Source organism: Actinomadura fibrosa (assembly GCF_900659615.1).
Classification (GTDB): domain Bacteria; phylum Actinomycetota; class Actinomycetes; order Streptosporangiales; family Streptosporangiaceae; genus Spirillospora; species Spirillospora fibrosa.
Window position 1 is genome coordinate 1 of sequence record NZ_CAACUY010000111.1, and the last position, 23,703, is coordinate 23,703.

Consider the following 23,703-nt stretch of genomic DNA (forward strand, 5'->3'; position numbering starts at 1 on the left):
GCACGGCCGCGCGGCCGCCGTCGGGCCGCCGGTCGAGCTCACCGGGCTCGCCCGGTCGCTGCGCTGGGCGCGGCAGGCGCTCGACCTCGCCGGACGGGGCGTGCTCCCCGGCGCAGCCCCCGGCGACGAGCCGGTCATGGCGGCCGACCACGCGCCCACGCTGGTGGTCCTCGACCACCGCGAGCTGGTCGAGCACTCCGCGCGGCGCCGCCTGCGGCCGCTGCTCGCGGTGCGGCCGAACCGGCGCCACCAGTACGCGCAGACGCTCCAGGCCGTCCTGGAGTGCGGCTTCAACGCCTCGGCCGCCGCCGCGCGGCTGCACGTCCACCCGCAGACCGTCCGGCTGCGGCTGCGCAAGCTCGACGAGCTGTTCGGCGACGCCATCCACGACCCGGCGCTGCACGTCGAGCTGCTGATGGCGCTGCGGCTGTGGACCGCCACCGCCGAGCGCGGCGCCCAGCCCGACTGGTTCGCGAGCGGCGCCGGGACGGGCGGGAACCGCTCATCGAGGTGAGCGCGGGGCCCGCGGAATCCGTCCGCCGGGCAGTTCTGCGCGGACCGGCCCGCTGGAATCGTCGTGGGGGACCGCACCGCTTCCAAGGAGGAACCCGCGATGAGCGACACCCTGCCCGACCTCGGTGACGCCGGCCGGCTCAAGCAGACGCTGGCGGAGGTGGAGTCGCCCGAGCAGCTCCGCGAGCTGCTGGACACCCCGGGCGTGGACGACGCGCTGATCGAGGGGTTCGTGGCGGCGGTCGGCGCCGCGGACGTCCTCGACAAGGTCTTCGCGCTGATGGGCGAGCACTTCGTGCCGGAGCGGGCCGGGAAGGACGGCGGCGTGGTCCGCTGGGACGTCCGGACGCCCTCCGGCCCGCTGACCTACACCCTGACGATCGCGGACGGGACGGCCGCCGGTGAGCGCGGCGCCCCCGCCGCCCCGAAGGTCACCCTCGGGCTGACCGTCCCGACGCTGCTGCGGCTGTGCTCGGGGCGGCTGCCGGGCGTCGAGGGCTTCATGACCGGCAAGATCAAGCTGTCCGGCGACATGATGTTCGGCGCGAAGCTCGCCGGCTGGTTCGACTACTGACCGGCGGGCCGGGCACCGGTCACGCCGGCAGGTCGGGGACGGCCGGCGCCGCTCCGCCGGCCGCCTCCCGCCCGGGCCGCGCGTCCCCACCGGACTCCGCGCCCGCGGCGGGCTCCGTGCCCCCACCGGGTTCCGCGCCGGCCGCGGGGCGGGGGCGCGGGCCCAGGTGCTCGATCTGGCGGGTGAACTCGGCCTGGATCTCCGCGTGCAGCGCGCGGGCCAGCAGCCCCTGGACGGCCAGGATGCCGGCCGGCCGCAGCCGCCGGATGGTGTCGGCGATCTCGCGGAAGTCGGTGCCCTCGGGGACCTGGCTCGTGTCGAACCCGGCGTGGTCGACGGTCAGCCGGACGAAGCGGCGGGCGATCTCGTCGACGTCCCCGCGCAGCTTCTCGGCGATGTCGAAGACCGCGCTCAGCCGGATCCCCGCCGCGACGAGCTGGGCGCCGACCTCCAGCAGCCGCGGGCTCGGCACCTCGTACCGGTCGCCCGTCCAGCGGATGAACTCCAGCTCCTCGGCGCGGCCGAGCGTGCCGAAGTCATCGGGCCCGCGGCCTTCGAGGACCTCCTCCGGGACGTCCGGGTAGAACATCCGGACGACCTCGGGCAGCGACATGTACGCGGGCGCCTCGTCCGACCAGGGGTCGTGGATCACCCGTTCGAGGCCGAGCAGGTCGCCGAGGTCGTGGCCGCGCTCCCACGCGGACAGCATCTCGACGATGCTCGCGAGCGTGTAGCCGCGGTCCTTGAGCCGCCCGATCAGGTTGATCCGGGCGAGGTGGGTGTCGTCGTAGTAGCCGACCCGGCCCCTCATGCGCGGCGGGGGGAGCAGCCCGCGTTCCTGGAAGCCCCGTACGTGACGGACCGTGGTTCCGGCGGCGCGCGCCAGATCGTCGATGCGGTACTCAGCCATGCCCGTCTCTCGGTACGCGGTCGATCTTCCTCATCGTACTAACGAACCGTGGCGCGGTCGCCCATGTCCCACTGATTCATGACCCACGGATCCGCGGGATATCGGGATAGGGGGTAGCCGACGCGTCCCTGCGCAGGTCGTCCCGGCCGCGGGTCCCGTTTGGGCGGTCGCTGAACGGGCAGGCGGGCGGCAGGGACCACGCCGCGCGCCGCGGGGCCGAGTCACGGGGGGACACGCCATGAGGATCGCCGACACCTGGCAGGTCGAGAAGCTGCTGGGGGACCTCGCCTTCCCGGCGAGCAAGCAGGACATCGCCGAGCACGCGCACCGCCGGGCGCCGGGGACGCAGGCCGAGCGGGCGCTGGCGTCGCTGCCCCTCGGCACCTACGACAACGTGGCGGAGGTCGTGCGCTCCGTCCCGATCGACCCGGACCCAGACCGCGGCACGGCGGAGCGGGTGTACCAGCGCCACCACCACGAGAGGCAGGGCCTCGCCGAGCACATGCGCGAGTCGGAGCGGCCGCCCGTCCAGGACGAGCTGGAGCGCGGCGAGGGCGGCGCGTGATGGCGGCATGACCGCCCTGGAGGAGGCGCCGGACGCCGGTCCCGCGGGGGACGCGGACACCAGCGTCGCCGACGCGCTCGCGCGGCACGGCAAGGGCGCCCGGTTCGCCGGCATCCTGTCGACGACGGACCACAAGGTCGTCGGGTACCTCTACCTCGGCACCGCGTTCACGATGTTCCTGCTCGCCGGCGCGATGGCCATGGTCATGCGGGCGGAGCTGCTCCGGCCGGGCCTCCAGGTCGTCACCGCGCAGCAGTACAACGAGCTGTTCACGATCCACGGCACGGTCATGCTGCTGCTGTTCGCGACCCCGCTGTTCGCCGGGTTCGCGAACGTGCTCGTCCCGCTCCAGATCGGCGCGCCCGACGTGGCGTTCCCGCGGCTCAACGCGTTCGGCTACTACCTGTTCCTGCTCGGCGCGCTGATGGTCCTGCTGGGCTTCCTCATGCCCGGCGGCGCGGCGGCGTTCGGCTGGACCGCCTACGCGCCGCTGTCGTCGGACCCCTACTCGCCCGGGAACGGCGGCGACCTGTGGGTGATGGGCCTGGTGGTGTCCGGCCTCGGGACGATCCTCACCGCGGTCAACCTCATGACGACGATCATCGGGATGCGGGCCCCCGGCATGGTCGTGTTCCGGATGCCGATCTTCACCTGGAACGTGCTGCTGACCAGCGTGATGGTGCTGATCGCCTTCCCGGTGCTCACCGCCGCGCTGCTGGCGCTGGAGGCCGACCGCAAGCTCGGCGCCCACGTCTACGACGCGCACCACGGCGGGGCGCTGCTGTGGCAGCACCTGTTCTGGTTCTTCGGGCATCCCGAGGTCTACATCGTGGCGCTGCCGTTCTTCGGCATCGTCACCGAGATCATTCCGGTGTTCGCGCGCAAGCCGATCTTCGGCTACGTCGCGCTGGTCGCCGCGACGATCGCGATCACGGGCCTGTCGATGACGGTGTGGGCGCACCACATGTTCGCCACCGGCCAGGTCCTGCTGCCGTTCTTCTCGATCATGTCGTTCATGATCGCCGTCCCGACGGGCATCAAGTTCTTCAACTGGGTCGGGACGCTCTGGAAGGGCTCGCTGACCTTCGAGGCGCCGATGCTGTGGGCGCTCGGCTTCCTGGTCACGTTCCTGTTCGGCGGCCTGACCGGGGTCATCCTCGCCTCGCCGCCGCTGGACTTCCACCTCCACGACTCCTACTTCGTCGTGGCCCACTTCCACTACGTCCTGTTCGGCACCGTCGTGTTCGCCATGTTCGGCGGCTTCTACTTCTGGTGGCCGAAGATGACCGGCAGGCGGCTGGACGAGACCTGGGGCAGGATCCACTTCTGGTCGCTGTTCGCGGGCTTCCACACGACGTTCCTCGTCCAGCACCTGCTCGGCGCCGCCGGGATGCCGCGCCGCTACGCCGACTACCCCGGGCAGTTCTCCACGCTGAACCTCGTCTCGTCGATCGGCTCGTTCGTCCTCGGCGCGTCCACGTTCGCGTTCCTGTGGAACATCTGGCGGACGCACAAGCGCGGCGCGCAGGTCGGGACGGACGACCCTTGGGGCTTCGGCGGCTCGCTGGAATGGGCGACGTCCTGCCCGCCGCCCCGGCACAACTTCACGGCCATGCCGCGGATCCGCTCGATGCGTCCCGCGTTCGACCTGCACTACCCGCCGAAGGAGTCGCCGCAGGAGGCCGAGCTCGCCACCCCTAACCCCTGACCGCTACTTCCCGCCGCTCCTCGTGAACAACCTCTTGAGGCGGCCCTTGAGACCGCCCTCGTCCCCGCCGGGGAGGGCGGGCCGGCCGTTGAAAACACCCTGGCCGCCGCCGGACACCTCGCTCTGGTAGTCGAGGTAGAAGTGGTTCACGCGGCTGCGGAGCTGGGCGTTGGCGCGGCCCGGGGTCGGCAGCGGGATCAGGTGCTTCGGGCGGGGGACGACGAGTTCCCGCGGCTGCCTGGTCACCAGCAGGGCCGCTTCCTCGGCCTCCGGCCGCTCGTGCCTTTCGACGAACCCGCCGTCAGGCTGGCGGACGATCCGTCCCGACTCCACGCCCTCCCGGCGGACGTGGAGGTCGCGGCGCTGGAGGCTGAGGCAGGCACGGCGGGTGAGGACGAACGCGAGGACGGGGAAGGCGAAGAAGCCGACGCGGAAGAACCAGGTCGTCCCGTACAGCGAGAACCCGAAGACGGTGGCGATGACGTCGTTGCCGCCCGCCGCCCATAGGTTGCCGTACCAGGCGACGACCGCGGCGCCGATCGCGGTCCGCGTGGGGGCGTTCCGCGGCCGGTCGAGGAGGTGGTGGTAGCGGTCGTCCCCGGTCGCCCAGCGTTCGGCGAACGGGTACAGCGCGATCCCGGTGAGGAACACGGCGGGGAGCAGGACGGCGGGCACGAGCACGTTCCAGCTGACCGTGTGCCCGGCCACGGTCGTGCTCAGGCGCGGCATCAGCCGCAGCGAGCCCTCCAGGAACCCCACGTACCAGTCGGGCTGGGAGCCCGAGGAGACCTGGTCCGGCTCGTACGGCCCGTACAGCCAGACCGGGTTGATCTGCGCGAACGTCGCCATCGCGGCGAGGACGCCGACGGTGTAGAGGAAGTAGGCGGCGCTCTGGGCGGCGAAGTGCGGGAAGGTCGCGTGCCCCGACACGAGCCGCTCCTTGCGGTCCTTCGCGGGGAACTGCGTGTGCGTCTGATGCCAGAGGACCATGAGGTGCGCGGTGATCAGCGCGAGCAGCAGCCCCGGGACCAGCAGGACGTGCAGGGTGAACAGGCGCGGGATGATGTCCTCGCCGGGGAACTCGCCGCCGAACACCCACATGCTCACGTACGTCCCCACGAGGGGGATCGACAGCATGATGCCCTGCGCGATCCGCAGGCCGGTGCCGGAGAGCAGGTCGTCCGGCAGCGAGTAGCCCGCGAACCCCTCGGCCAGCGCGAGCCCGAACAGCGTCACGCCGATCAGCCAGTTGATCTCGCGGGGCTTGCGGAACGCGCCGGTGAAGAAGATCCGCAGCAGGTGCGCGCAGATCGCGGCGACGAAGACGTTCGCCGCCCAGTGGTGGAGCTGCCGCATCAGCAGCCCGCCGCGCACGTCGAACGACAGGCGGAGCGCGGACGCGTACGCCTCGCTCATCGTCGCCCCGCGCAGCGGCGCGTACGACCCGCCGTAGACGATCTGCCCGCTGACCGGCTTGAAGAACAGCGTCAGGTAGACGCCGGTGAGCAGCAGGACGGCGAACGCGTAGAGCGCGATCTCGCCGAGCAGGAACGACCAGTGGCCCGGGAACGCCTTCCCGAGGTTGCGCTTCATGAACCCGGAGGCGCCGAGCCGGTCGTCCGTGCCCCGCGCCAGGGCGCCGGCGAGCCGTCCGGCCACCGGCGCGCCTCCTCGTCCCGCCATCGCGTCCCCCTCGGCGGGCGGGCTCTCGGCGTCCCAGGCCCTCCGAGGCGCCGGTACCCGGCGGTGACCAGGGCAAACGGGCGCGTCCTTCAGGCGACGGCGGCGTAGAGCATCTCCCGGAGGCCGGGCAGGGCCTCTCGATCGGCGCGCCACACCAGCCGGAGGCTGAGGCCCGGTGCGTCGAGCGCGAGCCGGACGAGGGTTCCGGCGTCGAGACGGTCCCGGACGGAGAACTCCGGCACCAGCGCGATGCCGAGCCCGCGCTCCGCCCACGCGCTCATCACGGTCACGCTCCCGGCCCTGACCCGCTCCACGGCGGACCCGAGGAGCCGCTCCCCGGCCAGCCAGAACGAGCAGGCGGGCACGTTCACCAGCAGCTTCTCGCCGCGCAGGTCGTCCGGCGCCAGGCCGGGGACGCCGTCGAGGCGGTGGCCGGGCGCGGCGACGAGCGCGAGCGGCACCGGCTCCAGGTCGAGGTGGTCGAGCGGCGCGGGCGGCGGGGTGAAGCCGAGCCCCCCGACGCCGTCGCCGGCGTCCAGCAGGAGCGCCGCCTCCAGGTCCCCGGCGGCCACCGCGCCGAGGAGCTGGTCGCGGGCCGCGTCCGACCGCACCTCCACCCGCAGGCCGGGCCGCCGCTCCGCGAGCCGCGCGAGCACGCCCGGGACGTGGGTCGCCGCGATCGTCTCCAGCGCGCCGAGCCGCAGCACAGGCCGCTCCCCGGCGACCTCCGCCCGGGCCTGCTCGGCTTGCCGCAGCAACCGTCCCGCCCACCCGTGCATGCGCTCGCCCGCCGCGGTCAGCCGCATCCCGTGCGGGCTCCGGTCGAACAGGGGCACGCCGACCGACCGCTCCAGCGCGCGGATCTGCTCCGACACCGACGACGGCGCGAGGTCCAGCGCGTTCGCGGCGTCCGTCACGGTGCCGTGGCCGACGACGGCCTCGAACGTGCGCAACTGGCGGAACTCCATGCCCGCACCAACCCCCGCGGCGCGTTCGGATATTCCGAACGCCCCATGCGGCCGGGCCGGTGGAGGCGGGCGGCGGACGTCCCGAGACTGGCCGCCATGAGCACAACCCTCGCACCGCCGCCGGAGCGCTCCGCGGGCGCGCGGCGCCGCCCGGCACTCCTCGGCATCTCCCTCGGCTACTTCATGGTCCTGCTCGACACGACCGTCCTCTCGGTGGCCGAACCCGACCTCGCCCGCTCCCTGCACGGGACGGTCGCGGGCCTCCAGTGGACCGTCACCGGATACACGGTCGTTCTCGGCGCTCTGCTCCTGTCCGCGGGCGCTGTCGCCGACCGGCACGGCGCCCACCGGGTGTTCCGGGCCGGCGTCGCCGCGTTCGGCATCGGCTCCCTTCTCTGCGCCCTCGCCCCGGACCTGTGGACGCTCGTCGCGCTCCGCGCCGCCTACCGCAGGCGGCTGCTGTCCCTCGCGGGCCGCGACCTGATCGGCGTCGCGGACGTCGCCGAGGTCGCCGCCGAGCTGGCCGACCTCGCCGCCGCGGCCCTGGAGGCGGGGCTCGCCATCGCCCGCGCCGAGGTCCCCGAGCACGAGCTGTGCCGGCTCGCGGTGATCGGCATGGGCAAGTGCGGCGGCCGCGAGCTGAACTACGTCAGCGACGTGGACGTTGTGTTCGTCGCCGAGGCCCGCGACGGGGCGGGCGAGGACGCCGCCCTCCGCGCCGCGACCCGGCTGGCCTCGGCGCTGATGCGGGCCTGCTCGTCCAGCACCGAGGAGGGGGCGCTCTGGGAGGTGGACGCGGCGCTGCGCCCCGAGGGCAAGGCCGGGCCGCTCGTCCGGACGCTCGCCAGCCACCGCGCCTACTACGAGCGCTGGGCGAAGACCTGGGAGTTCCAGGCGCTGCTGAAGGCCCGTCCGGTGGCGGGCGACCCCGGCCTCGGCGCCCGCTACATGGACGCGATCACCCCGATCGTTTGGAAGGCCGCCGAGGGCGAGAGCTTCGTCGAGGACGTCCAGGCGATGCGGCGGCGGGTCGAGGCCGACCTGAACCAGCGCAGCGCCGAGGCCGAGCGGCAGCTCAAGCTCGGGCCCGGCGGGCTCCGCGACGTCGAGTTCTCGGTGCAGCTCCTCCAGCTCGTCCACGGCCGGGCCGACGAGACGCTGCGCAGCCCCACCACGCTGGACGCGCTGTCGGACCTGTCGCAGGGCGGCTACGTCGGGCGGGACGACGCGGCGGTCCTCGCGTCCGCCTACCGGTTCCTGCGGCGGGTCGAGCACCTCATCCAGCTGCACCGGCTGCGCCGCACCCACCTCGTCCCGGACGACCCCGCCGACCTGCGGCGGCTCGGCCGGGCCCTCGGCCTGCGCACCGACCCGGTCGGCGAGTTCACCGCACTGTGGCGGCGGCACGCCCGCGAGGTCCGCCGCATCCACGAGAAGCTGTTCTACCGGCCGCTGCTGCGCGCCGTCGCGCGGCTCCCCGGAGAGGAGGCGCGGCTCACGCCGGAGGCGGCGCGGGCGCGGCTGGTCGCGCTCGGCTACGGCGACCCGGCGGGCGCGCTCCGGCACATCGAGGCGCTCACCGCCGGGGTGTCGCGGCGCGCCGCGATCCAGCGGACGCTGCTGCCGGTCATGCTCGGCTGGTTCGCCGACGCGCCCGACCCCGACGCGGGCCTGCTCGGCTTCCGGCAGGTCAGCGACGCGCTCGGCACGACCCCCTGGTACCTGCGGCTGCTGCGCGACGAGGTCACCGTCGCCGAGCGGATGGCCTGGGTCCTCGGATGCAGCCGCTACGCCACCGACCTGCTGCTGCGCGCCCCGGAGGCGGTCGCGATGCTCGGCAGCGCCGCCGAGCTGACGCCCCGCCCGTACGAGGCGCTGCGCTCGGAGGCCCTCGCCGCCGTCCGCCGCCACGTCCACCCCGACGCCGCCGCCCCGTCGGGCCCCCCGAAGCGGGGCGTCCCCGCGGAGGAGGCCGTCGCGGTGGTCCGCGGGCTGCGCCGCCGCGAGCTGTTCCGGGTGGCGGTCGCCGACCTGCTCCGCCTCGCCGACGTCCGGACGGTCGGGGAGGCCCTCACCGACATCGCCACCGTCACCGTCGAGGCCGCGCTGCGGGCCGCCATCGGCAAGATCGAGTCCAGTACGGGGGAGGCGCTGCCGACCCGGATGGCCGTCGTCGCGATGGGCCGGTTCGGCGGCCACGAGCTCGGCTACGGCAGCGACGCCGACGTCATGTTCGTGCACGACCCGCTGCCCGGCGCGGACGAGCGGGCCGCCGGGCGCGCGGCGCACGCCGTCGCCGAGGAGCTGCGCCGGCTGCTCGCCCTGCCCGCCCCCGACCCGCCGCTGGAGATCGACCCGAACCTGCGGCCCGAGGGCCGGCAGGGGCCGCTCGTCCGCACGCTGGCCTCCTACGCCGCCTACTACGCCCGCTGGTCGGAGCCCTGGGAGGCGCAGGCGCTGCTGCGCGCCGACCCGATCATCGGCGACCCGGAGCTGTGCGCGCGGTTCCGCGCCCTGATCGACCCGATCCGCTGGCCCGAGGACGGCATCGACGAGGACGCCGTCCGGCAGATCCGGCGGCTGAAGGCCCGGATGGAGTCCGAGCGGCTGCCCCGCGGCGTCGAGCGGCGGCTGCACATGAAGCTCGGCCCGGGCGGCCTCGCGGACGTCGAGTGGGTCGCCCAGCTCCTCCAGCTCAGGCACGCGGGCGAGGTCCCCGCGCTGCGCACGACCCGCACGCTCGCCGCGCTGGACGCCGCCGTCGGCGCCCGGCTGCTCGACGAGGGCGACGCCGCCGTCCTGACGGAGGCGTGGTGCCTGGCCACCCGCATCCGCGGGTCGATCATGCTCGTCCGGGGGAGGGCGTCGGACCTGCTGCCCACCGACCACCACCGGGAGCGCAGCGCCGTCACCCGCGTCCTCGACTACCCGGGCACCGGCGACCTCCTGGAGGACTACCGGCGGCACGCCCGCCGCGCCCGCGCCGTCGTCGACCGGGTCTTCTACGGCGCCGGGGACTGATCCTGCGGGCGGGCGAGCGCCACGATCCGGAACGCGCCCCGGGTCAGCGCGAGCCCCCCGGCCAGCGCGGCGGCGCCGCCGACGGCGTCCAGCAGGAAGTGGTTCGCCGTCCCCATGATCACCACGATGGTGGTGGCCGGGTACAGGGCGGCGACCACCATCACCCAGCGCCGCCGCGCGATCCCGATGATCGCCGCCGCGCACCACAGCGACCACGCCGTGTGCATGGACGGCATCGCCGCGTACTGGTTGGACACCGACGCGGTCGGCCCCGAGTCGTAGATGCCCCACGTCCCGAACGCGATCACGGTGTCGACGTAACCGGGCAGCATCCGCGGCGGCGCCAGCGGGAAGATCCAGAACCCGGCGAGGCCGATCATCGTGGTGGCGAACAGCAGCGTCCGGTACGTGGCGTAGCGGGCCGGATGCCGCGCGTACAGCCACACCATCACCGCGATCGTCACGACGAAGTGCAGCGTGGCGTAGAAGTAGTTCGCCCCGACCGCGAGCCACTCGTGCGTCACGAACAGCCGGTTGAGCCCGTACTCCACGTCCAGGCCGAGGTCGTACTCCAGGCTGAGGATCTCGTACGCCCGGTGCGCCGCCGCCGCGTGGTCGGTCGGCACCATGTTCCGGACGGCCGAGTAGGCCAGGTAGCACAGGGTCAGAAGCAGCAGCTCGGCCCAGATGCGGGGCCGTGCCGCGGCACGGCCCGGCCCCGCCGCGTCGCCCTCCGCGCCGCGGCCTGCCTCCGGGACGCGCGCCGGTCTGGTCACGTTCTCAGGATCTCAAACGGCGGATCTCGACGCACCACCGGCGGCGGCCGAATCGGCGCGGGCGCGCCCGGCGCCCCGTCCGGCCCTGGGCGCGATCCGGTGCGCGATCCGCCGCACGGTGCGGCGCCGCGCGTCCAGGATCCGCTCCGGGCACCGCGCGTACAGCAGCCACGACAGCGCGAGCGACCCGGCGATGACCGCGATCCCGACGACCGCGTCCAGGACGTAGTGGTTGGCGGTCGACAGGATGACGAAGACCGTCGTGGCGGGGTACAGCACGCCGACGACCTTCGCCCACCGCTGCGACGCCAGCTTGACCAGGACGAAACCGCACCACAGCGCCCACCCGGCGTGCATCGACGGCATCGCCGCGTACTGGTTGGTCAGGCTCCCGGACGCGTCGCTCGCGTACAGCCCGAGCGAGTGCAGCGCCGTCACCGGGTCGACGAAGCCCTCGCTGTGCAGGAACCGCGGCGGGGCCAGCGGGTACAGCCAGAAGCCGAGCAGCGCGACCCCCGTCGCGACCATGATCGAGGTGCGCAGCCACCGGTACTCCCTGGGGCGGTACCGGTACAGCCACACGACGACGCCGAGCGTCACGATGAAGTGCATCGTCGCGTAGAAGATGTTCGCGGTCCGCGCCAGCCACGGGACGCTGAGCAGCGTCTGGTTCAGGCCCAGCTCCACGTCGATCCCCAGCCACCGCTCCGCCCGGAGGATGTCGCCGGCATGGGCGAACGCCGGCCCCGTCCCGTCCTGAACCAGGACGATCCGCGTCAACGTATAAGCGGTATAGAACAGGACGATCAGCATCAGCTCGCGCCACACCGGCGGCGCGGTGAGCACCCTGCGCCGCATCGTCGCGGCCGGCTGTCGCTGCACGCCTCGCCGGGCCGGGTCGACCGGGCCTCGGCGCGCTGCTGGGGGGGCGGTTTGGGCCATGCTACCTATCTTTGCCTCGCGGCCCCCCATTGAGATCACCGCGACGAATGGTCTTCATCTCAGCCTTGAGTAGTACGACCCTGAAGCGGTATCCGGACTTTCGGGGGAGGGCCCCCGGGGTATCCGGGGGACCCGCTCCCTCGCGCGGAGCCTATGGAGTTGATCAGAGGTTCAGCATAGGAGGCGGCGGGTCGCCCGGGGGCGCCGCCTCCCGGTCCACCGTGCGGACAAACCCCTAGGATCGACTCAATACCCGTCATTGTGGCAGTAACTGCCGCGGACGCTGGCCGCATCCGGACTGGCTCCCCGGAACCGGTCCCGCTACACCACCTGGTCGACCTTCATCTCCTCCTTGAGGGCGTTGCCGACCGTGCAGTAGCCCTCATGGACCCGCTTGGCCACCGCCGCCAGCACGTCCGCGGCCTTCTCGTCGCCCTCGGGCAGCTCCACGTCATACGTGATCGTGATCGTCCCGAGCCTGCTCGTCGCGACCTTGTCGGCCTGGACGGTCGCGGCGAGCCGCGCCATCCGGTGCCCCCGCTGGGCCGTCAGCGGCTCCACGGTCACCAGCTCGCAGCCCCCGAGCGCCGCCAGCAGCAGCTCGACCGGCGTGAACACGCCCTCGGCGTCCCCGGTACCGACGGCGACCCGCGCGCCCCGCGCGTTGACGGCCTCGAAACCGTCCTCGGTCCGCTCCACCCTGACCTCGGCCATGACGTCCTCCGCTCACGTAGATGCCGCCCATCGAAACAAGCCCCCCACCCCCCTTCTTCCCCGTCCACCCGCGCCGAGCCGAACGCGTCGGGGCGGCAGGTCAGGAGGTGCCGAGGCGTTGCTGCTCCTCCTCGACGATCTGCCGGGCGAGGGCCTGCTCGGAGATGTCGACCGCGTCCGGCGTCCGCTCGGCGAGGTCGCTGCGCCGCGCGTACTCGTCGAACAGGCCCGCCTTGACCCGCAGGATCTCCAGCATCCGCTGGTCGACGCCGCCCGGCGTCAGCAGCCGGTGCACCTGCACCGGCCGCACCTGCCCCATCCGGTGGGCGCGGGCGACCGCCTGCGTCTCCATCGTCGGCTTCACCTGCGGCTCGCAGATGATCACCACCGAGGCGGCCTGGAGGTTCAGCCCCACCCCGCCCGCCTGGATCTGCGCGAGCAGCACCGCGTGCCCGGGCTCGGCGGTGAACGCGTCCACCAGCTCCTGGCGGCGCGCCGCCGGCATGCCCCCGTCGATCGGGCCCCGGACGTCCCGCCCGACCGCCTCCCGGACGACCGCCAGCACGTCCCGGAAGTAGGAGAACACCACGACCTTCAGCTCGTTCGCCGCGGCCTCCTCCACCAGCTCCACCAAGCGGCTCAGCTTCGCCGACCGGCGCGGGTCGGCGTACGCGGCGCGGCGCATCGCCATGAAGTTGCCGTCCCTGACGGCCCGCTTGTAGGCCGCCGCGTCGGCCGAGCTGAACTCCTCCCACTCGTCCACATGGACGACCTCTGGCAGCTCGACGAGCACGTCCCGCTGGTTGCGCCGCAGGTAGGCGGGCGCGACCGCCGACCGGAACGCCCGCGGCCCCATCGCGGCGTCGCTGTGCCGGATCTCCGGCAGCAGCTCGGGCCGCAGGTGCGCGACGAGGTTGCGGAACTCCTCGACCCGGTTCTCCATCGGCGTCCCCGTGAGGAACAGGACCCGATCGGTCCGCGCGCACCACTTCGCGACCGCCCGGGCGCGCCGCGTCTCGTGGTTCTTCACGAAGTGCGCCTCGTCCACGACGAACATCCCCACCGCGACGTCGGCCGGGACGTCCAGCGTGTGCAGCGTGTCCAGGGTCGTCACCGCGATGCCGCCCGCGGCGATCCAGCGCCTGGTCGCCTTCGCCCGCCCCGGCCCGTGCAGCGGATGCGCCTCCAGCGCGCTGCGCGCCTCGATCTCCCGCACCCAGTTGATCAGCACGCTGGCCGGGCACGCCACCAGGAAGTGCGTCGCCCCCTCGGCCCGCAGGTGCGCGACCGCGGCGACGGCCTGGATCGTCTTGCCCAGGCCCATCTCGTCCCCGAGGATCACCCTCCGCTGGACGAGCGCGAACCGCGCCCCGAACGCCTGGTACCCGCGCAGCGACACCCGCCGGTGCGTGTCGTCCAGGGGCTGCGCCTTGACCCGCGCCGCGAGGTCGCCCGGGAGGAACCCCTCCGCGGCGTCCCGGTCGGGGTGGAGCGCCGCCAGCTCCGCCAGCAGGGTCTGGTAGTCGGAGGCGCGCAGCTCGAAGTCGATCCACGCCTCCGTCGCGGGCGCCGCCGGACGGAGCAGGTCGACCGACGCCTGCGAGATCAGCAGCGCGGTGTCCCGCGCGTCCTCCGCGCCGAGGACCCGCGCCAGCTCACCGGCCGCCTCCCGCGCCCGCGCCCGGCGCCGCTGGCTCGCCAGCAGGCTCCGCCACCACGACGCCAGCGGCCGCGCGTCCGCGACCAGCGGGCTCAGCCGCTCGTCCAGCTCCTCGGCCGCCGCCCGCGCCCGCGGCAGCTCCGGCCCCGCGTTCACCAGCCGGTGCAGCGCCACCACCAGCGGTGTCGTCGCCTCGTCACGCCGCTCCACGTCGACGCGGATCCCGGCCGTCCGCTCCGCCGCCTCCGCGAGCTGCCCCGCCGCGGCGTGCAGCTGGTTGGCCGTCTGCGGCCCGATGCCCGGCAGGAGCTGGAGCCGGTAGGGATTGCTGTCGAGGACGTCCAGGACGGTCTCAAGCCCGGCCTGCTCCAGCGGCCCGAGCCGCAGCCGCCCGCCCGTCACGTCCTTGAGCCGCGCCACGGGGATCGAGGCGAGCTGCGCGCGCCCCGCCTCCCTGCGCAGCGGTGCCAGCGCCGCGTGCACCTCCGCGAGCGCCCGCCGGTGATCGCCCAGCAGGTCGCGCGCCGCCTCCAGCAGCGCATGCCCGCGCCGCACCAGCTCCTTCGGCTCGGCCCCCCGCGTCCGCACGAGCTCCTGCGCCATCACCGCCACTCCTCACCGCACGTCCGCGCCACATGATGCCACCGCCCCCCGTCAGTTCCGCGGCGCGCGCGCCCGCCGCCAGACCGACGGGCTTACCCCGCGAGCGCGCTTGAACGCCACACTGAACGCGAACGCGTCCCCGTACCCCACCGCGCGGGCCACGGCCGCGACGCTCTCCTCGCCGTCGCGGAGCAGGTCGGCGGCCACGGTCATGCGCCAGCCGGTCAGGTAGGCGAGCGGAGGCTCGCCGACCAGCCGGGCGAACCGCCCGGCGAACGCCGCGCGGGACATCCCGACCTTGGCGGCCAGCGCGCCGACCGTCCACCGCTGGGCGGGGTCCTCGTGCATGAGGCGCAGCGCGTCCCCGACGGCGGGATCGCCCAGCGCGCGGAACCACGCGGGCAGATCCGCCTCCGGCCCCGCGCACCAGGCCCGCAGCGCCAGGACGAGCAGCAGATCGAGCAGCCTGGCCAGAACGGCGTCCTGCCCCGGCTCGTCGCGGCCGACCTCGGCGGCGAGCAGATCGAGCGCCGCCCCGGTCCGCGGCCCCGCGGGCACGACGGCCAGGGGCGGCAGCATCTCCAGCAGCCGCCTGCCGACATCACCGCGCAGCTCGTACGCGCCCCGCAACATGACCGTGGCCCCAGGCAGCCCGTCACCATAGGTACGCGGCGCCAGGGGCGGCGTCGCCTCGCCACCCCCGATCACTCGCTTCGTCCGCCCCTCCACGACGACCTGAGGCGGCGTGTTCAGGCTGTCCGCGATCGTGTGAGCCCCTTTACCGCTGATCAGGACGATCTCGCCCGCGGCGAGCGACGCCGAGTCGAGGCCACCGTCCACCCGAACCGACGCGGGGCCGCCCAATGTGGCCATCAGCGTGAGCGGCGGCGGCTCGGCGAACGTCATCGACCACGGCGGCCGCTGGATCAACTGCCTGACCAGCGCGTCCTTGGCGCGGGCCCGGTACAGCAGATCGCTCAGGACGTCCATGCCGCCCCACGCTAGACGATCACAAAGGATCTACGGACGCCCACCCATGGATCGTCTCCCGCCCGAGGAGTTCACTGGCCGGTATGACCACCCTGATCCTCAGCGGCACCGGCAAGACCGGCCGCCGCATCGCCCACCGCCTCCACGCCGCCGACCGCCCCGCCCGGGCGGCGTCCCGCAGCGGCGACACCCCTCTCGACCTGGACGACCCCACCACCTGGAAGGCCGCCCTCGACGGCGTCACCGCCGCCTACATCGTGGAACCGGACCTGGCGGCCGGCACCCGCATCCCGGCCTTCGTGGCCGAGGCGGTCGCCGCGGGCGCCCGGCGGCTGGTACTCCTCTCGGCCCCCGCCGCCGGCCTCGACGACACCCACCCCTTGGCGCCCGCCGAGCAGGCCGTCCGCGACTCCGGCGCCGCCTGGACCATCCTGCGCCCGACCTGGTTCGCGCAGAACTTCAGCGAGGCGTTCTGGCTGCCGGGCATCCGCGCGGGCACCCTGGCCCTCCCCGTCGGCGACGGCCGCGTCCCCTTCATCGACGCCGAGGACATCGCCGACGTCGCCGCGTCCGCACTCCTCACGGACCGCCACGCCGGCCAGTCCTACGAACTCACCGGCCCCCGAGCGCTCACCTTCGGCGAAGCGGTCGACCTCATCGCCAAGGCCACGGGCCGGACCATCCGCTACGACGACGTGTCCCCCGAAACCTACATAGACCGCCAGGTGGCCAACGGCGTCCCCTTGGACGTGGCGCGCCTCCTCACCGACATCCTCGTGGACATCCGCAACGGCGGCCTGGGCACAGCGGTCACCGACGACGTCCAACGCGCCCTGGGCCGTCCGGCCAAGCCCTTCGAGGACTTCGTAGCCGAAGCCGCCGCCGCAGGCGCCTGGACCTGACCCTGCGGGGGCCTCACCATCGCCCGGCCGCTTGGCTGTTAACGGCCAACCGCCTGGCGAAACGTCCGCTGACACGGCGTCTCGACCTACCATCCGACCTACGGGAGCAGGCTCATCGAGCAAGGACGACCATGGTCGAGCGCGAACAGCCCACCGAGGACGAGGAACCTCCGCGAAGGAGCCGCTTCAAGACCATCGGAGAGGTCCTCGGGCTGATCGCCGCCGTGGCCACGGTCGTGGGCCTGGTCGTCCAGGTGCTCACCAGCATGAACGACCCCGACCCGAAACCCACGCCCAGCCCGGACGGGGGATCCCCGTCCCCGCCGACCGGCACCCCGGACCGCAACTACCAGCTGTCCTGGGACGGCAGCGTCCGCATCTCCCTCAACGAGCGCGTCGACCTCGACGTCCGCCCGCCCTCGCCGTCACCGGTGGACGACAACTGGGCGGTGTCGGGCCCCGACACCGACAACCCCCAAGGCGCACTCCTCGCACCCCGCCAGGGCGGCGTCACCTCGTGGGGGCCGAGCAGACCCCCGACCCCCGCCGAGTGCCGTACCGTCCTGGCGCAGGGGAAGCGTCACATCTTCGGCTTCACCGCTCCGCCCTCCTACCTCTGCCTCATCACACCCCAAGGCAAGCTGGGCAGGCTCCAATACGTGAGCAGCAACGGCACGGGCTACCAGACGTACTACGAATTCCAGATCACGCTATGGCTGATCCAATGACCGCTGGTGTCGGTCGCCTCAGTTGCTGTCACTGTCACTGTCGCTATCACCGTCCTGGCCGTCTTCGTCCGGGTCGCCATGCTGCTGGACGGGTTGGTGAACGACGCTATGCGCGTTACCGGTGGCCGGGATCGAAACCAGTGGAGCACCATCACTCGCGAGCGCGGCCCCCAGCATGAGCGCACCAGCGGTCAGCGGCACGGCAAGAAGAGCGGCCCCAGCAGTGACGACAACAAGAAGCCACTCCTGCCGCACTTCGTGGTTATCCATACACGGAGAGTAGTCACAGCTCACATCTCAGGAGTAGTCACCGCCAAGCCAGTGCCCGGTTAGCCCGCAACGACGGTTCAGTCAACATGGGCCTCGTCCGGCCTAGCCAAACCATGCGCGATACGCCGCCGCAAAGCCGGATGGATGTCGTAACCGCCCAGCTCGCCAGGCGCGACCCAACACACAACGGACGCCTCGTCCGTCGTCATCAGCACACGCGTTTTTCGCCGTCGCGGAAGCACACTCGCCGACGCCTTCCGGCTCGTCGGCGCAGGCGCCCTCAAACCCCGCCAATGATCGACCCGCGTCGTCCTAGAGTGCATGGCTTCTCCACGTCGGCCGACGACCGGCGAGCACATTCCGGTCCAACCTTCCGATACCCGCCGTGCGCGCGGCTCGGTGGGCCGCCATCTCGGGACACAGGCGGGGTGCGCGCCTAGCCTGGAAACCGTCGACCTCTCCGGAAGGCGCGGGCCAATGCGCGACAGTACTGCCACGAGCCGCCGCCATGCTTGACGACCTGGCCGGGCGGCGCACCGGCGAGCGCATCCAGGTCCTGCGCGAGCGCAAGGGGTTGTCGCGGCCCACTCTCGCGGGCCTGGTCGGCAAATCCGCCTCCTGGCTCAAGGGCATCGAGAACGGCCGCCGCCTCCCGCCGCGCCTGCCGACCCTCGTCAGGTTGGCAGAGGTGCTCGGCGTGGGCGACGTCGCCCTCCTCGCGGGCACCGACATGGACATCGGCGACGCCGCGTCCATCCCGCTCACCTCGTTCGCCCGCATCCCGCACGAGGCGGTTCCCGCGATCCGCGAGGCCGTCCGCGCGCCCCTGCTCACCGTCAGCGGCACAGCCGTGGACGTGGCAGGCCTCGCCGATCGGGTCGCCCAGGCCTGGCGCATGTGGCACGGCTCGCCCACCCCACCGCACCGACGTGGGCCGCGTCCTGCCCATGCTCATCCGGGACGCTCGCGCCGCCGTCCGGCTGACCGAAGGCGAGGCGCGCAGGACGGCCAGCGCCGTCCTCGCGGACCTCTACGCCCTCGTCCAGCATGAACTCGTCTGGGCGGCCGAGCCCGAGCTCATTTGGGTCGTCGCGGACAGGAGCATGTCCGCCGCCCACGACGCGGACCGTCCGCTCGCCCTTGCGGGCGCCGCGTGGACGCTCGCGATGGTGCAACGCTCCGCAGGAGACCTGGACGGCGCGCTGGAGCTCGTGGACGAGGCGTCCGTTCTCCTTCGCCCCCGGCTAGAAGACGGCGACGACGAACTCCGAGCCATGTACGGAGCCCTCCATCTGCACGCCGCGATGACCAGCGCCCGCGACGAAAAGGAAGGCGACGCGCTCCGCCATCTGGACGAGGGACAGGCGACGGCCGAACGGCTCCCGCCCGGCTACCACCATCCTTGGACGCAGTTCGGCGCGTCCAATGTGGCGGTGCACGCGGTCTCGATCCGCGCGGACCTGTCCAAGTCGTCCGCCGCACGGGAGGAGGCCCGGCGCATCGACCCGGACACCATCCCGAGCCGCGAGCGGCGGGCGCGCCTTATGGTCGAGACCGCGCGCACCTACCATCAGCGCAACGACCACGCCGCCGCCCTCGACTGGCTGGAGCGCGCCTACCCGGTGTGCAACGACTCCGTCCACTACTCACCACAGGCCCGCCAGATGGTCTCGGACGCCGTCGACCACGGCGGCCCAATGATCGACAGACGCTCCCGAACCTTCGCCACCCTCCTCGACCTCCCCGTCTAGGGCGTCCCCGAGGAAGCCAGAAACCGCCAGCGCTCTTCACGTGGGACGTCATCGCCGAAGACGGGCGACGAGGCGCCAAAGGCGTGATCAGCGATCGGATACGGGGACACAGCGGTTCAGCGCGGCGAATCGGCTAACCGTCCGGGAACGGTAGGCCAGGGCAATTAGCCGCGGGCCTTCAGCACGGCGTCGGTGTACTGCTCGGTCGTCAGGTCGTCCTCGCCGATGCCCAACTCGGCCAGGACCGCGCGGACGTCCGCGAGCGCGCGGTCCACGTCCTCCTCCTCGGCCATCGTCTCCAGCTCGACGAACGTCCCGTCCAACTCCGGGACGGTCACGATCGTCGCGAGCATGTCCCGGCCCGCCGTGGTGAAGCGGTAGTTCGCGCACCGCTTCGTCAGGCGTACGTACTCGACCGCGCCGAGCGCTCGGAGCACGGTGTCGATGACGGCCGGGTCGGCGACCTTCGTCTCGTGCTCGGGCTTGGAGCCGGACGCGACGTCGACGGCAGGTTCCTTGTAGGTCAGGAGCGTCCGGCGCGTCCCGGACCGGTCGATGATCCGGACGCGCAGCTCTCGGCCTTCGCGCGTCAGAGACCCGTCGGGGCTGTTGTAGTAGGTGTCCCGGTAGACGTCGATCTCCTCTTCCCCGCGTTCGCGGAGCCGGGTACGCAGGGCGTCGGGCTCGCGCACGCGGGCCTTCAGCTCAGCCTCGATCACCAGTCGTGTCCCTTCCCTGGACGCCGCGCCCGTCGCCACATGTCGTCATACTGCCGCCGGAACCCTGCGTGCAAGACACCGTCCTCGCTGGCCGTCAACTTGTATCCCCCGGAGCGGTGTCCTTCGTGTGCTGCACTGAACGCACTGAGGAACAGCACGTCGTCGAAGGCGACCATCCGCCAGGTGGGGAGCTCGTCGTAGAGGCGGACCTCCAGGCGTACGCGGGGGTGGGTGTACAGCTCGGCGAGTCGAGCCAGGGACAGACGAGTGCCGGCAGCGAACGACTCCACGGACTCGGTGATCTCCTCGGCACGGACGACGGCTGAGGGAGCGTCGGGGTCCAGAAGCAGAACCCGGACGTCCACGGGCGTATCGCGGCCGGTGAGGGGGCCGCGCAGCAGGGAGTCGTTGAGGGCGACCAGGCCGAGGACGCGGACGGCGAGGATGTCGACGGCCGAGGCGGTGGCGGCACGCTGGCGCATCTCCCGGGCGACGTCGGCCTGACTGGGATAGACGGTCGCGATCTCGGCGTGGCCGGTGACCGCGGGGGCTTCGGCGGCGCGGCGGGGGGCGAGGCCGAGGAGGGCGCGGGCGTGGTCGGGCATGGTGAGGCCGTCGGCGATGCGCTCGAACACGTCGAGCCGGACGACGGTGCGGCGGCCGTTCACGATCTCGTTGGTGCGGCCTTGGCCGAGGCCGGTGGCGATGGCCAGACGGGACTGGGTGACGCCGGCGTGCTGTTGTGCGGCGCGAAGGATCGCGGAGACGTCGCGGGAGGTGAGGGCTGCGCGGACGTCGTCGAGCGCCCACGCTCTGGTGGGCAGCTCGATGGGGCCGTACCGCGCGTCGTCCATCTCACGGTGAGAGTACATCTCACCGTGAGATACCCACGAGGGGATCGGTTCTGACGGTCGGTGACGGCATCGTCACCGGCATGACCACGCCGCGAATGCTCGGCCCGTTCGACGAAACGGTCGCGATCGACGTCAAGCCGATCCACGACGCCGAGGCCCGCGACCTCCGCGCGCGGTTCGGTGTGATCGCCTGGTTCGGGTTCTACACCCGGCACTGGTGGGCCCTCACCGACCGGGCGCTCGTGGAGGCCCCGAACCCGATCGGGCTCGCCGAGGCCATCGTCGCCGCGCGGAGGCGACCGGCATGACGGACGTCGTGGGATGCCCTGAGACCCCTAGAACACCCAGCAGGAGGCCCTCGTGGGCCAGGTAGACACGCAGGCATGCGCATTGCTCGCGGCTCTCAACAACCGCTTGGAGGTGTACCGGCTCGACACCGTTCTCGAAGGATGCAGCCTCGTGGTGCTCAACCCGCATGCCATCGGCTGCTGCGAGCAGGTGCACCGACCTGCCGACCGGATCACGTGCCGTCGGCGAGGGGACGACGGCGGCCGGTGGTGGTTCTGGACGTCCTGGGGCCAGCCGATCGCCGAGGCTGACCGGGTCGTGGACGCCGCCGTCATCATCGCGGGCTACCTCCGCGCCAGCTCTGGGTAAGGCGGGGCGGTGGGGGGACGTGCGAGGGCCCCGGTCGGGTGGTCGGCCGGGGCCCTCGCATCGGGGCGGGTGTGGGCCCGTTCTAGATGTCGTAGTAGAGCTCGAATTCGTGGGGGTGGGGGCGGAGGCGGATGGGGTCGATCTCGAACTCGTTCTTCATCGCGACGTAGGTCTCGATGAGGTCCGGGGTGAAGACGCCGCCTTCGAGGAGGTAGTCGTGGTCGGCTTCGAGGGACGCGAGGACCTCGGGGAGCGAGCCGGGGACCTGCGGGATGGCGCGGGCCTCCTCCGGGGGCAGCTCGTAGAGGTCCTTGTCGACCGGCTCCGGCGGCTCGATCTTGTTCTTGATGCCGTCCAGGCCGGCCATGAGCATGGCGGAGAAGGCCAGGTACGGGTTGCAGGACGGGTCCGGGACGCGGAACTCGATGCGCTTGGCCTTCGGGTTCGAGCCGGTGATCGGGACGCGGATGCAGGCGGACCGGTTGCGCTGGGAGTAGACCAGGTTGACCGGGGCCTCGAAGCCGGGGACGAGGCGGTGGTAGGAGTTCACCGTCGGGTTCGTGAACGCGAGCAGGGACGGGGCGTGCCTGAGCAGGCCGCCGATGTAGTAGCGCGCGTTGTCCGACAGGCCCGCGTAGCCGACCTCGTCGTAGAAGAGCGGCGAGCCGTCCTTCCAGAGGGACTGGTGGACGTGCATGCCGGAGCCGTTGTCACCGAAGATCGGCTTGGGCATGAACGTGACGGTCTTGCCGGCGTTCCGCGCGACGCTCTTCACGATGTACTTGTAGAGCATCAGGTTGTCGGCGGTCTTCAGCAGCGTGTCGAAGCGGAAGTCGATCTCCGCCTGGCCGGCGGTGCCGACCTCGTGGTGCTGCATCTCGACGGCGATGCCGGACTCGATGAGCTGGGCCACCATCTCCGAGCGCAGGTCGGTGTAGTGGTCCATCGGGGGGACGGGGAAGTAGCCGCCCTTGTAGGGGGGCTTGGCGCCGAGGTTGCCGCCGGCCTCCTCGCGTCCGGTGTTCCAGGCGCCCTCGATCGAGTCGAGGTAGTAGTAGCCGGCGTTCTGCTTCGTCTCGAAGCGGACGTCGTCGAAGATGTAGAACTCGGCCTCGGGGCCGCAGTAGGCGGTGTCGGCGATGCCGGTGCCGCGGAGGTAGTCCTGCGCCTTCCTGGCGACGTTGCGCGGGTCGCGGCTGTAGGGCTCGCCGGTCAGCGGGTCGTGCACGAAGAAGTTCAGGATGAGCGTCTTGTGCTGGCGGAACGGGTCGATCACCGCGGTGGCCGGGTCGGGCAGCAGGAGCATGTCCGACTCGTGGATCTCCTGGAAGCCGCGGACGGACGAGCCGTCGAACATCAGCCCGTCGGTGAAGACGCTCTCGCCGAAGTTCTCGACGGGGAACGTGAAGTGCTGCATCTTGCCCGGCAGGTCCACGAACCGGCAGTCGACGAATCGCACACCTTCGTTCCCGATGTAGCTCAGGACCTCTTCGGCGCTGCTGAACATCCAGCCTCCTTGGGCGCTCTTGGGCTTTCTTGAGGCTACGGAGACGCCGTTTCCCGGCCGTGTCCCATATGTTTCGGCTGTGTTACGCGTCACTCCCGCGGCGCGTCACGGTCTCCGTGCCCCGCCGGACACCTGCCCAGAAGATCGCGTTCGGAACCCTGGGATAGCGTAGGGGCCATGAGCAGTGGCAAGGGGCAGCCCGCGGGACCGCGGTGGACGCAGACGTGGCTCAGCGGGGCCCGCGCGGCCGGGGCGGACCTGGGGCGGCCGGGCGAGCGGTTCGGCTTCCCCGCGAGCGGGAGCGGCGCGATCGCCGGGTACGGGCGCCGGCTGGTCGCGCTCTTCGTCGACTGGGGGCTGTCGATGCTGGTGGCGAGCCTGCTGGCGCGGGCCTTCGAGTGGTCGCCGCCGCAGCGCAGCCTCACCACGCTGGTCGTCTTCGGGATCCAGACGTGGCTGCTGACCGGGCTGGCCGGCACGACGCTCGGCAAGCGGCTGTGCGGGCTGCGGGTCGTCCGGCCGGACGGGCGGCCGGTGGGGCTCGGCTGGTCGCTGGCCCGCGCGGTCCTGCTGCTGCTCGTGATCCCGGCGCTGATCTGGGACCGAGACTACCGCGGCCTGCACGACCGGGCCGCGAACACCGCCGTCGTCAACATTTAGCGGAACGACGAAAGCGCCCCCGAAGGGG

At 72.6% G+C, this 23,703-nt stretch carries 24 protein-coding genes; 12 read left to right on the plus strand and 12 right to left on the minus strand.

Annotated elements, in window-relative coordinates:
* Together E1300_RS29230 and E1300_RS29235 are read left to right on the plus strand one after the other, a co-directional pair.
* The coding region (locus tag E1300_RS29230; protein WP_131760314.1) for a PucR family transcriptional regulator at window positions 1–514 on the plus strand (514 nt) is incomplete at its 5' end.
* Window positions 515–613: 99 nt separating this feature from the next.
* Window positions 614–1,087 (plus strand): SCP2 sterol-binding domain-containing protein, encoded by a 474-nt coding sequence (locus E1300_RS29235; RefSeq protein WP_131760315.1) that lies wholly within the window; start codon window positions 614–616, stop codon window positions 1,085–1,087.
* Window positions 1,088–1,106: 19 nt separating this feature from the next.
* On the opposite strand, the gene E1300_RS29240 is transcribed toward E1300_RS29235, so the two are convergent.
* Window positions 1,107–1,997: a MerR family transcriptional regulator gene (locus E1300_RS29240; RefSeq protein WP_131760316.1), complete on the minus strand. Its 891-nt coding sequence runs from the start codon at window positions 1,995–1,997 to the stop codon at window positions 1,107–1,109.
* A 238-nt stretch (window positions 1,998–2,235) separates the two neighbouring features.
* Here E1300_RS29240 and E1300_RS29245 point away from each other — a divergent pair, with 238 nt between their 5' ends.
* Window positions 2,236–2,562 (plus strand): DUF2795 domain-containing protein, encoded by a 327-nt coding sequence (locus E1300_RS29245; RefSeq protein ID WP_131760317.1) that lies wholly within the window; start codon window positions 2,236–2,238, stop codon window positions 2,560–2,562.
* A gap of 7 nt (window positions 2,563–2,569) precedes the next feature.
* On the plus strand, window positions 2,570–4,270 hold the full coding sequence (gene ctaD / locus E1300_RS29250; protein WP_131760318.1) for an aa3-type cytochrome oxidase subunit I: 1,701 nt from the start codon (window positions 2,570–2,572) through the stop codon (window positions 4,268–4,270).
* Window positions 4,271–4,273: 3 nt separating this feature from the next.
* Here the strand turns inward: ctaD and qcrB are convergent, their stop codons facing one another.
* Window positions 4,274–5,953 (minus strand): cytochrome bc1 complex cytochrome b subunit, encoded by a 1,680-nt coding sequence (qcrB, locus tag E1300_RS29255; RefSeq protein WP_131760319.1) that lies wholly within the window; start codon window positions 5,951–5,953, stop codon window positions 4,274–4,276.
* An 89-nt stretch (window positions 5,954–6,042) separates the two neighbouring features.
* Window positions 6,043–6,921: a LysR family transcriptional regulator gene (locus E1300_RS29260; protein ID WP_131760320.1), complete on the minus strand. Its 879-nt coding sequence runs from the start codon at window positions 6,919–6,921 to the stop codon at window positions 6,043–6,045.
* A 96-nt stretch (window positions 6,922–7,017) separates the two neighbouring features.
* Here E1300_RS29260 and E1300_RS29265 point away from each other — a divergent pair, with 96 nt between their 5' ends.
* A complete protein-coding gene (locus E1300_RS29265) occupies window positions 7,018–9,942 on the plus strand; it encodes a bifunctional [glutamine synthetase] adenylyltransferase/[glutamine synthetase]-adenylyl-L-tyrosine phosphorylase (RefSeq protein ID WP_131760321.1) in 2,925 nt (974 codons plus the stop codon).
* Here the strand turns inward: E1300_RS29265 and E1300_RS29270 are convergent.
* The 5 genes from E1300_RS29270 to E1300_RS29290 form a co-directional block, all read right to left on the minus strand.
* A complete protein-coding gene (locus tag E1300_RS29270) occupies window positions 9,924–10,718 on the minus strand; it encodes a phosphatase PAP2 family protein (RefSeq protein WP_131760322.1) in 795 nt (264 codons plus the stop codon). The two genes, E1300_RS29265 and E1300_RS29270, sit on opposite strands and share 19 nt — an antisense overlap.
* Before the next feature lie 12 nt (window positions 10,719–10,730).
* The gene (locus E1300_RS29275) at window positions 10,731–11,600 is read right to left on the minus strand and encodes a phosphatase PAP2 family protein (protein WP_242619461.1); all 870 of its coding nucleotides are present in this window, start codon (window positions 11,598–11,600) and stop codon (window positions 10,731–10,733) included.
* Between the two features lie 381 nt (window positions 11,601–11,981).
* Window positions 11,982–12,374 (minus strand): OsmC family protein, encoded by a 393-nt coding sequence (locus tag E1300_RS29280; RefSeq protein ID WP_131760323.1) that lies wholly within the window; start codon window positions 12,372–12,374, stop codon window positions 11,982–11,984.
* 100 nt (window positions 12,375–12,474) lie between these two features.
* A complete protein-coding gene (locus E1300_RS29285; protein ID WP_131760324.1) occupies window positions 12,475–14,637 on the minus strand; it encodes a DEAD/DEAH box helicase in 2,163 nt (720 codons plus the stop codon).
* Window positions 14,638–14,688: 51 nt separating this feature from the next.
* The gene (locus tag E1300_RS29290; protein ID WP_131760325.1) at window positions 14,689–15,627 is read right to left on the minus strand and encodes an AraC family transcriptional regulator; all 939 of its coding nucleotides are present in this window, start codon (window positions 15,625–15,627) and stop codon (window positions 14,689–14,691) included.
* Between the two features lie 83 nt (window positions 15,628–15,710).
* On the opposite strand from E1300_RS29290, the gene E1300_RS29295 reads away from it, so the two are divergent.
* Both E1300_RS29295 and E1300_RS29300 read left to right on the plus strand, forming a co-directional pair.
* Window positions 15,711–16,529 carry an NmrA family NAD(P)-binding protein gene (locus tag E1300_RS29295; protein ID WP_165503047.1) on the plus strand — a complete coding sequence of 273 codons (819 nt, stop codon included), beginning with the start codon at window positions 15,711–15,713 and terminating at the stop codon, window positions 16,527–16,529.
* A 131-nt stretch (window positions 16,530–16,660) separates the two neighbouring features.
* Window positions 16,661–17,257: a hypothetical protein gene (locus tag E1300_RS29300; RefSeq protein ID WP_131760326.1), complete on the plus strand. Its 597-nt coding sequence runs from the start codon at window positions 16,661–16,663 to the stop codon at window positions 17,255–17,257.
* Window positions 17,258–17,275: 18 nt separating this feature from the next.
* Here E1300_RS29300 and E1300_RS29305 read toward each other — a convergent pair whose 3' ends face one another.
* A complete protein-coding gene (locus E1300_RS29305) occupies window positions 17,276–17,527 on the minus strand; it encodes a hypothetical protein (RefSeq protein WP_131760327.1) in 252 nt (83 codons plus the stop codon).
* A gap of 508 nt (window positions 17,528–18,035) precedes the next feature.
* Between E1300_RS29305 and E1300_RS29315 the strand changes: the two genes are divergently transcribed.
* Window positions 18,036–18,578, plus strand: a complete 543-nt coding sequence (locus E1300_RS29315) for a helix-turn-helix domain-containing protein (protein ID WP_131760329.1) — start codon at window positions 18,036–18,038, stop codon at window positions 18,576–18,578.
* A complete protein-coding gene (locus E1300_RS29320; RefSeq protein ID WP_131760330.1) occupies window positions 18,475–19,278 on the plus strand; it encodes a hypothetical protein in 804 nt (267 codons plus the stop codon). Before E1300_RS29315 ends, E1300_RS29320 begins: the two co-directional genes overlap by 104 nt.
* 164 nt (window positions 19,279–19,442) lie before the next feature.
* On the opposite strand, the gene cyaB is transcribed toward E1300_RS29320, so the two are convergent.
* Both cyaB and E1300_RS29330 read right to left on the minus strand, forming a co-directional pair.
* Window positions 19,443–19,997, minus strand: a complete 555-nt coding sequence (gene cyaB / locus E1300_RS29325) for a class IV adenylate cyclase (RefSeq protein ID WP_207400021.1) — start codon at window positions 19,995–19,997, stop codon at window positions 19,443–19,445.
* On the minus strand, window positions 19,994–20,851 hold the full coding sequence (locus E1300_RS29330) for a helix-turn-helix domain-containing protein (RefSeq protein WP_207400022.1): 858 nt from the start codon (window positions 20,849–20,851) through the stop codon (window positions 19,994–19,996). Before E1300_RS29330 ends, cyaB begins: the two co-directional genes overlap by 4 nt.
* 80 nt (window positions 20,852–20,931) lie before the next feature.
* Between E1300_RS29330 and E1300_RS29335 the strand changes: the two genes are divergently transcribed.
* Entirely contained in the window at window positions 20,932–21,159 is a 228-nt protein-coding gene (locus E1300_RS29335) for a hypothetical protein (RefSeq protein WP_131760332.1), read from the plus strand.
* A 52-nt stretch (window positions 21,160–21,211) separates the two neighbouring features.
* A complete protein-coding gene (locus E1300_RS29340) occupies window positions 21,212–21,508 on the plus strand; it encodes a hypothetical protein (protein WP_131760333.1) in 297 nt (98 codons plus the stop codon).
* 82 nt (window positions 21,509–21,590) lie between these two features.
* Here E1300_RS29340 and glnA read toward each other — a convergent pair whose 3' ends face one another.
* Complete coding sequence (gene glnA, locus E1300_RS29345; RefSeq protein WP_131760334.1) at window positions 21,591–23,015, minus strand: type I glutamate--ammonia ligase; 1,425 nt, start codon at window positions 23,013–23,015, stop codon at window positions 21,591–21,593.
* 177 nt (window positions 23,016–23,192) lie between these two features.
* Between glnA and E1300_RS29350 the strand changes: the two genes are divergently transcribed.
* On the plus strand, window positions 23,193–23,675 hold the full coding sequence (locus tag E1300_RS29350; protein WP_131760335.1) for an RDD family protein: 483 nt from the start codon (window positions 23,193–23,195) through the stop codon (window positions 23,673–23,675).
* Window positions 23,676–23,703 lie beyond the last annotated feature (28 nt).

Bases quoted from the DNA above. Each gene is read 5' to 3' on its own strand.
- E1300_RS29235 (WP_131760315.1), top strand. From the start codon at position 614: ATGAGCGACACCCTGCCCGACCTCGGTGACGCCGGCCGGCTCAAGCAG.
- E1300_RS29240 (WP_131760316.1), bottom strand. From the start codon at position 1,997: ATGGCTGAGTACCGCATCGACGATCTGGCGCGCGCCGCCGGAACCACG.
- E1300_RS29245 (WP_131760317.1), top strand. From the start codon at position 2,236: ATGAGGATCGCCGACACCTGGCAGGTCGAGAAGCTGCTGGGGGACCTC.
- ctaD (WP_131760318.1), top strand. From the start codon at position 2,570: ATGACCGCCCTGGAGGAGGCGCCGGACGCCGGTCCCGCGGGGGACGCG.
- qcrB (WP_131760319.1), bottom strand. From the start codon at position 5,953: ATGGCGGGACGAGGAGGCGCGCCGGTGGCCGGACGGCTCGCCGGCGCC.
- E1300_RS29260 (WP_131760320.1), bottom strand. From the start codon at position 6,921: ATGGAGTTCCGCCAGTTGCGCACGTTCGAGGCCGTCGTCGGCCACGGC.
- E1300_RS29265 (WP_131760321.1), top strand. From the start codon at position 7,018: ATGAGCACAACCCTCGCACCGCCGCCGGAGCGCTCCGCGGGCGCGCGG.
- E1300_RS29280 (WP_131760323.1), bottom strand. From the start codon at position 12,374: ATGGCCGAGGTCAGGGTGGAGCGGACCGAGGACGGTTTCGAGGCCGTC.
- E1300_RS29285 (WP_131760324.1), bottom strand. From the start codon at position 14,637: ATGGCGCAGGAGCTCGTGCGGACGCGGGGGGCCGAGCCGAAGGAGCTG.
- E1300_RS29290 (WP_131760325.1), bottom strand. From the start codon at position 15,627: ATGGACGTCCTGAGCGATCTGCTGTACCGGGCCCGCGCCAAGGACGCG.
- E1300_RS29295 (WP_165503047.1), top strand. From the start codon at position 15,711: ATGACCACCCTGATCCTCAGCGGCACCGGCAAGACCGGCCGCCGCATC.
- E1300_RS29300 (WP_131760326.1), top strand. From the start codon at position 16,661: ATGGTCGAGCGCGAACAGCCCACCGAGGACGAGGAACCTCCGCGAAGG.
- E1300_RS29305 (WP_131760327.1), bottom strand. From the start codon at position 17,527: ATGGATAACCACGAAGTGCGGCAGGAGTGGCTTCTTGTTGTCGTCACT.
- E1300_RS29315 (WP_131760329.1), top strand. From the start codon at position 18,036: ATGCTTGACGACCTGGCCGGGCGGCGCACCGGCGAGCGCATCCAGGTC.
- E1300_RS29320 (WP_131760330.1), top strand. From the start codon at position 18,475: ATGCTCATCCGGGACGCTCGCGCCGCCGTCCGGCTGACCGAAGGCGAG.
- E1300_RS29330 (WP_207400022.1), bottom strand. From the start codon at position 20,851: ATGGACGACGCGCGGTACGGCCCCATCGAGCTGCCCACCAGAGCGTGG.
- E1300_RS29335 (WP_131760332.1), top strand. From the start codon at position 20,932: ATGACCACGCCGCGAATGCTCGGCCCGTTCGACGAAACGGTCGCGATC.
- glnA (WP_131760334.1), bottom strand. From the start codon at position 23,015: ATGTTCAGCAGCGCCGAAGAGGTCCTGAGCTACATCGGGAACGAAGGT.
- E1300_RS29350 (WP_131760335.1), top strand. From the start codon at position 23,193: ATGAGCAGTGGCAAGGGGCAGCCCGCGGGACCGCGGTGGACGCAGACG.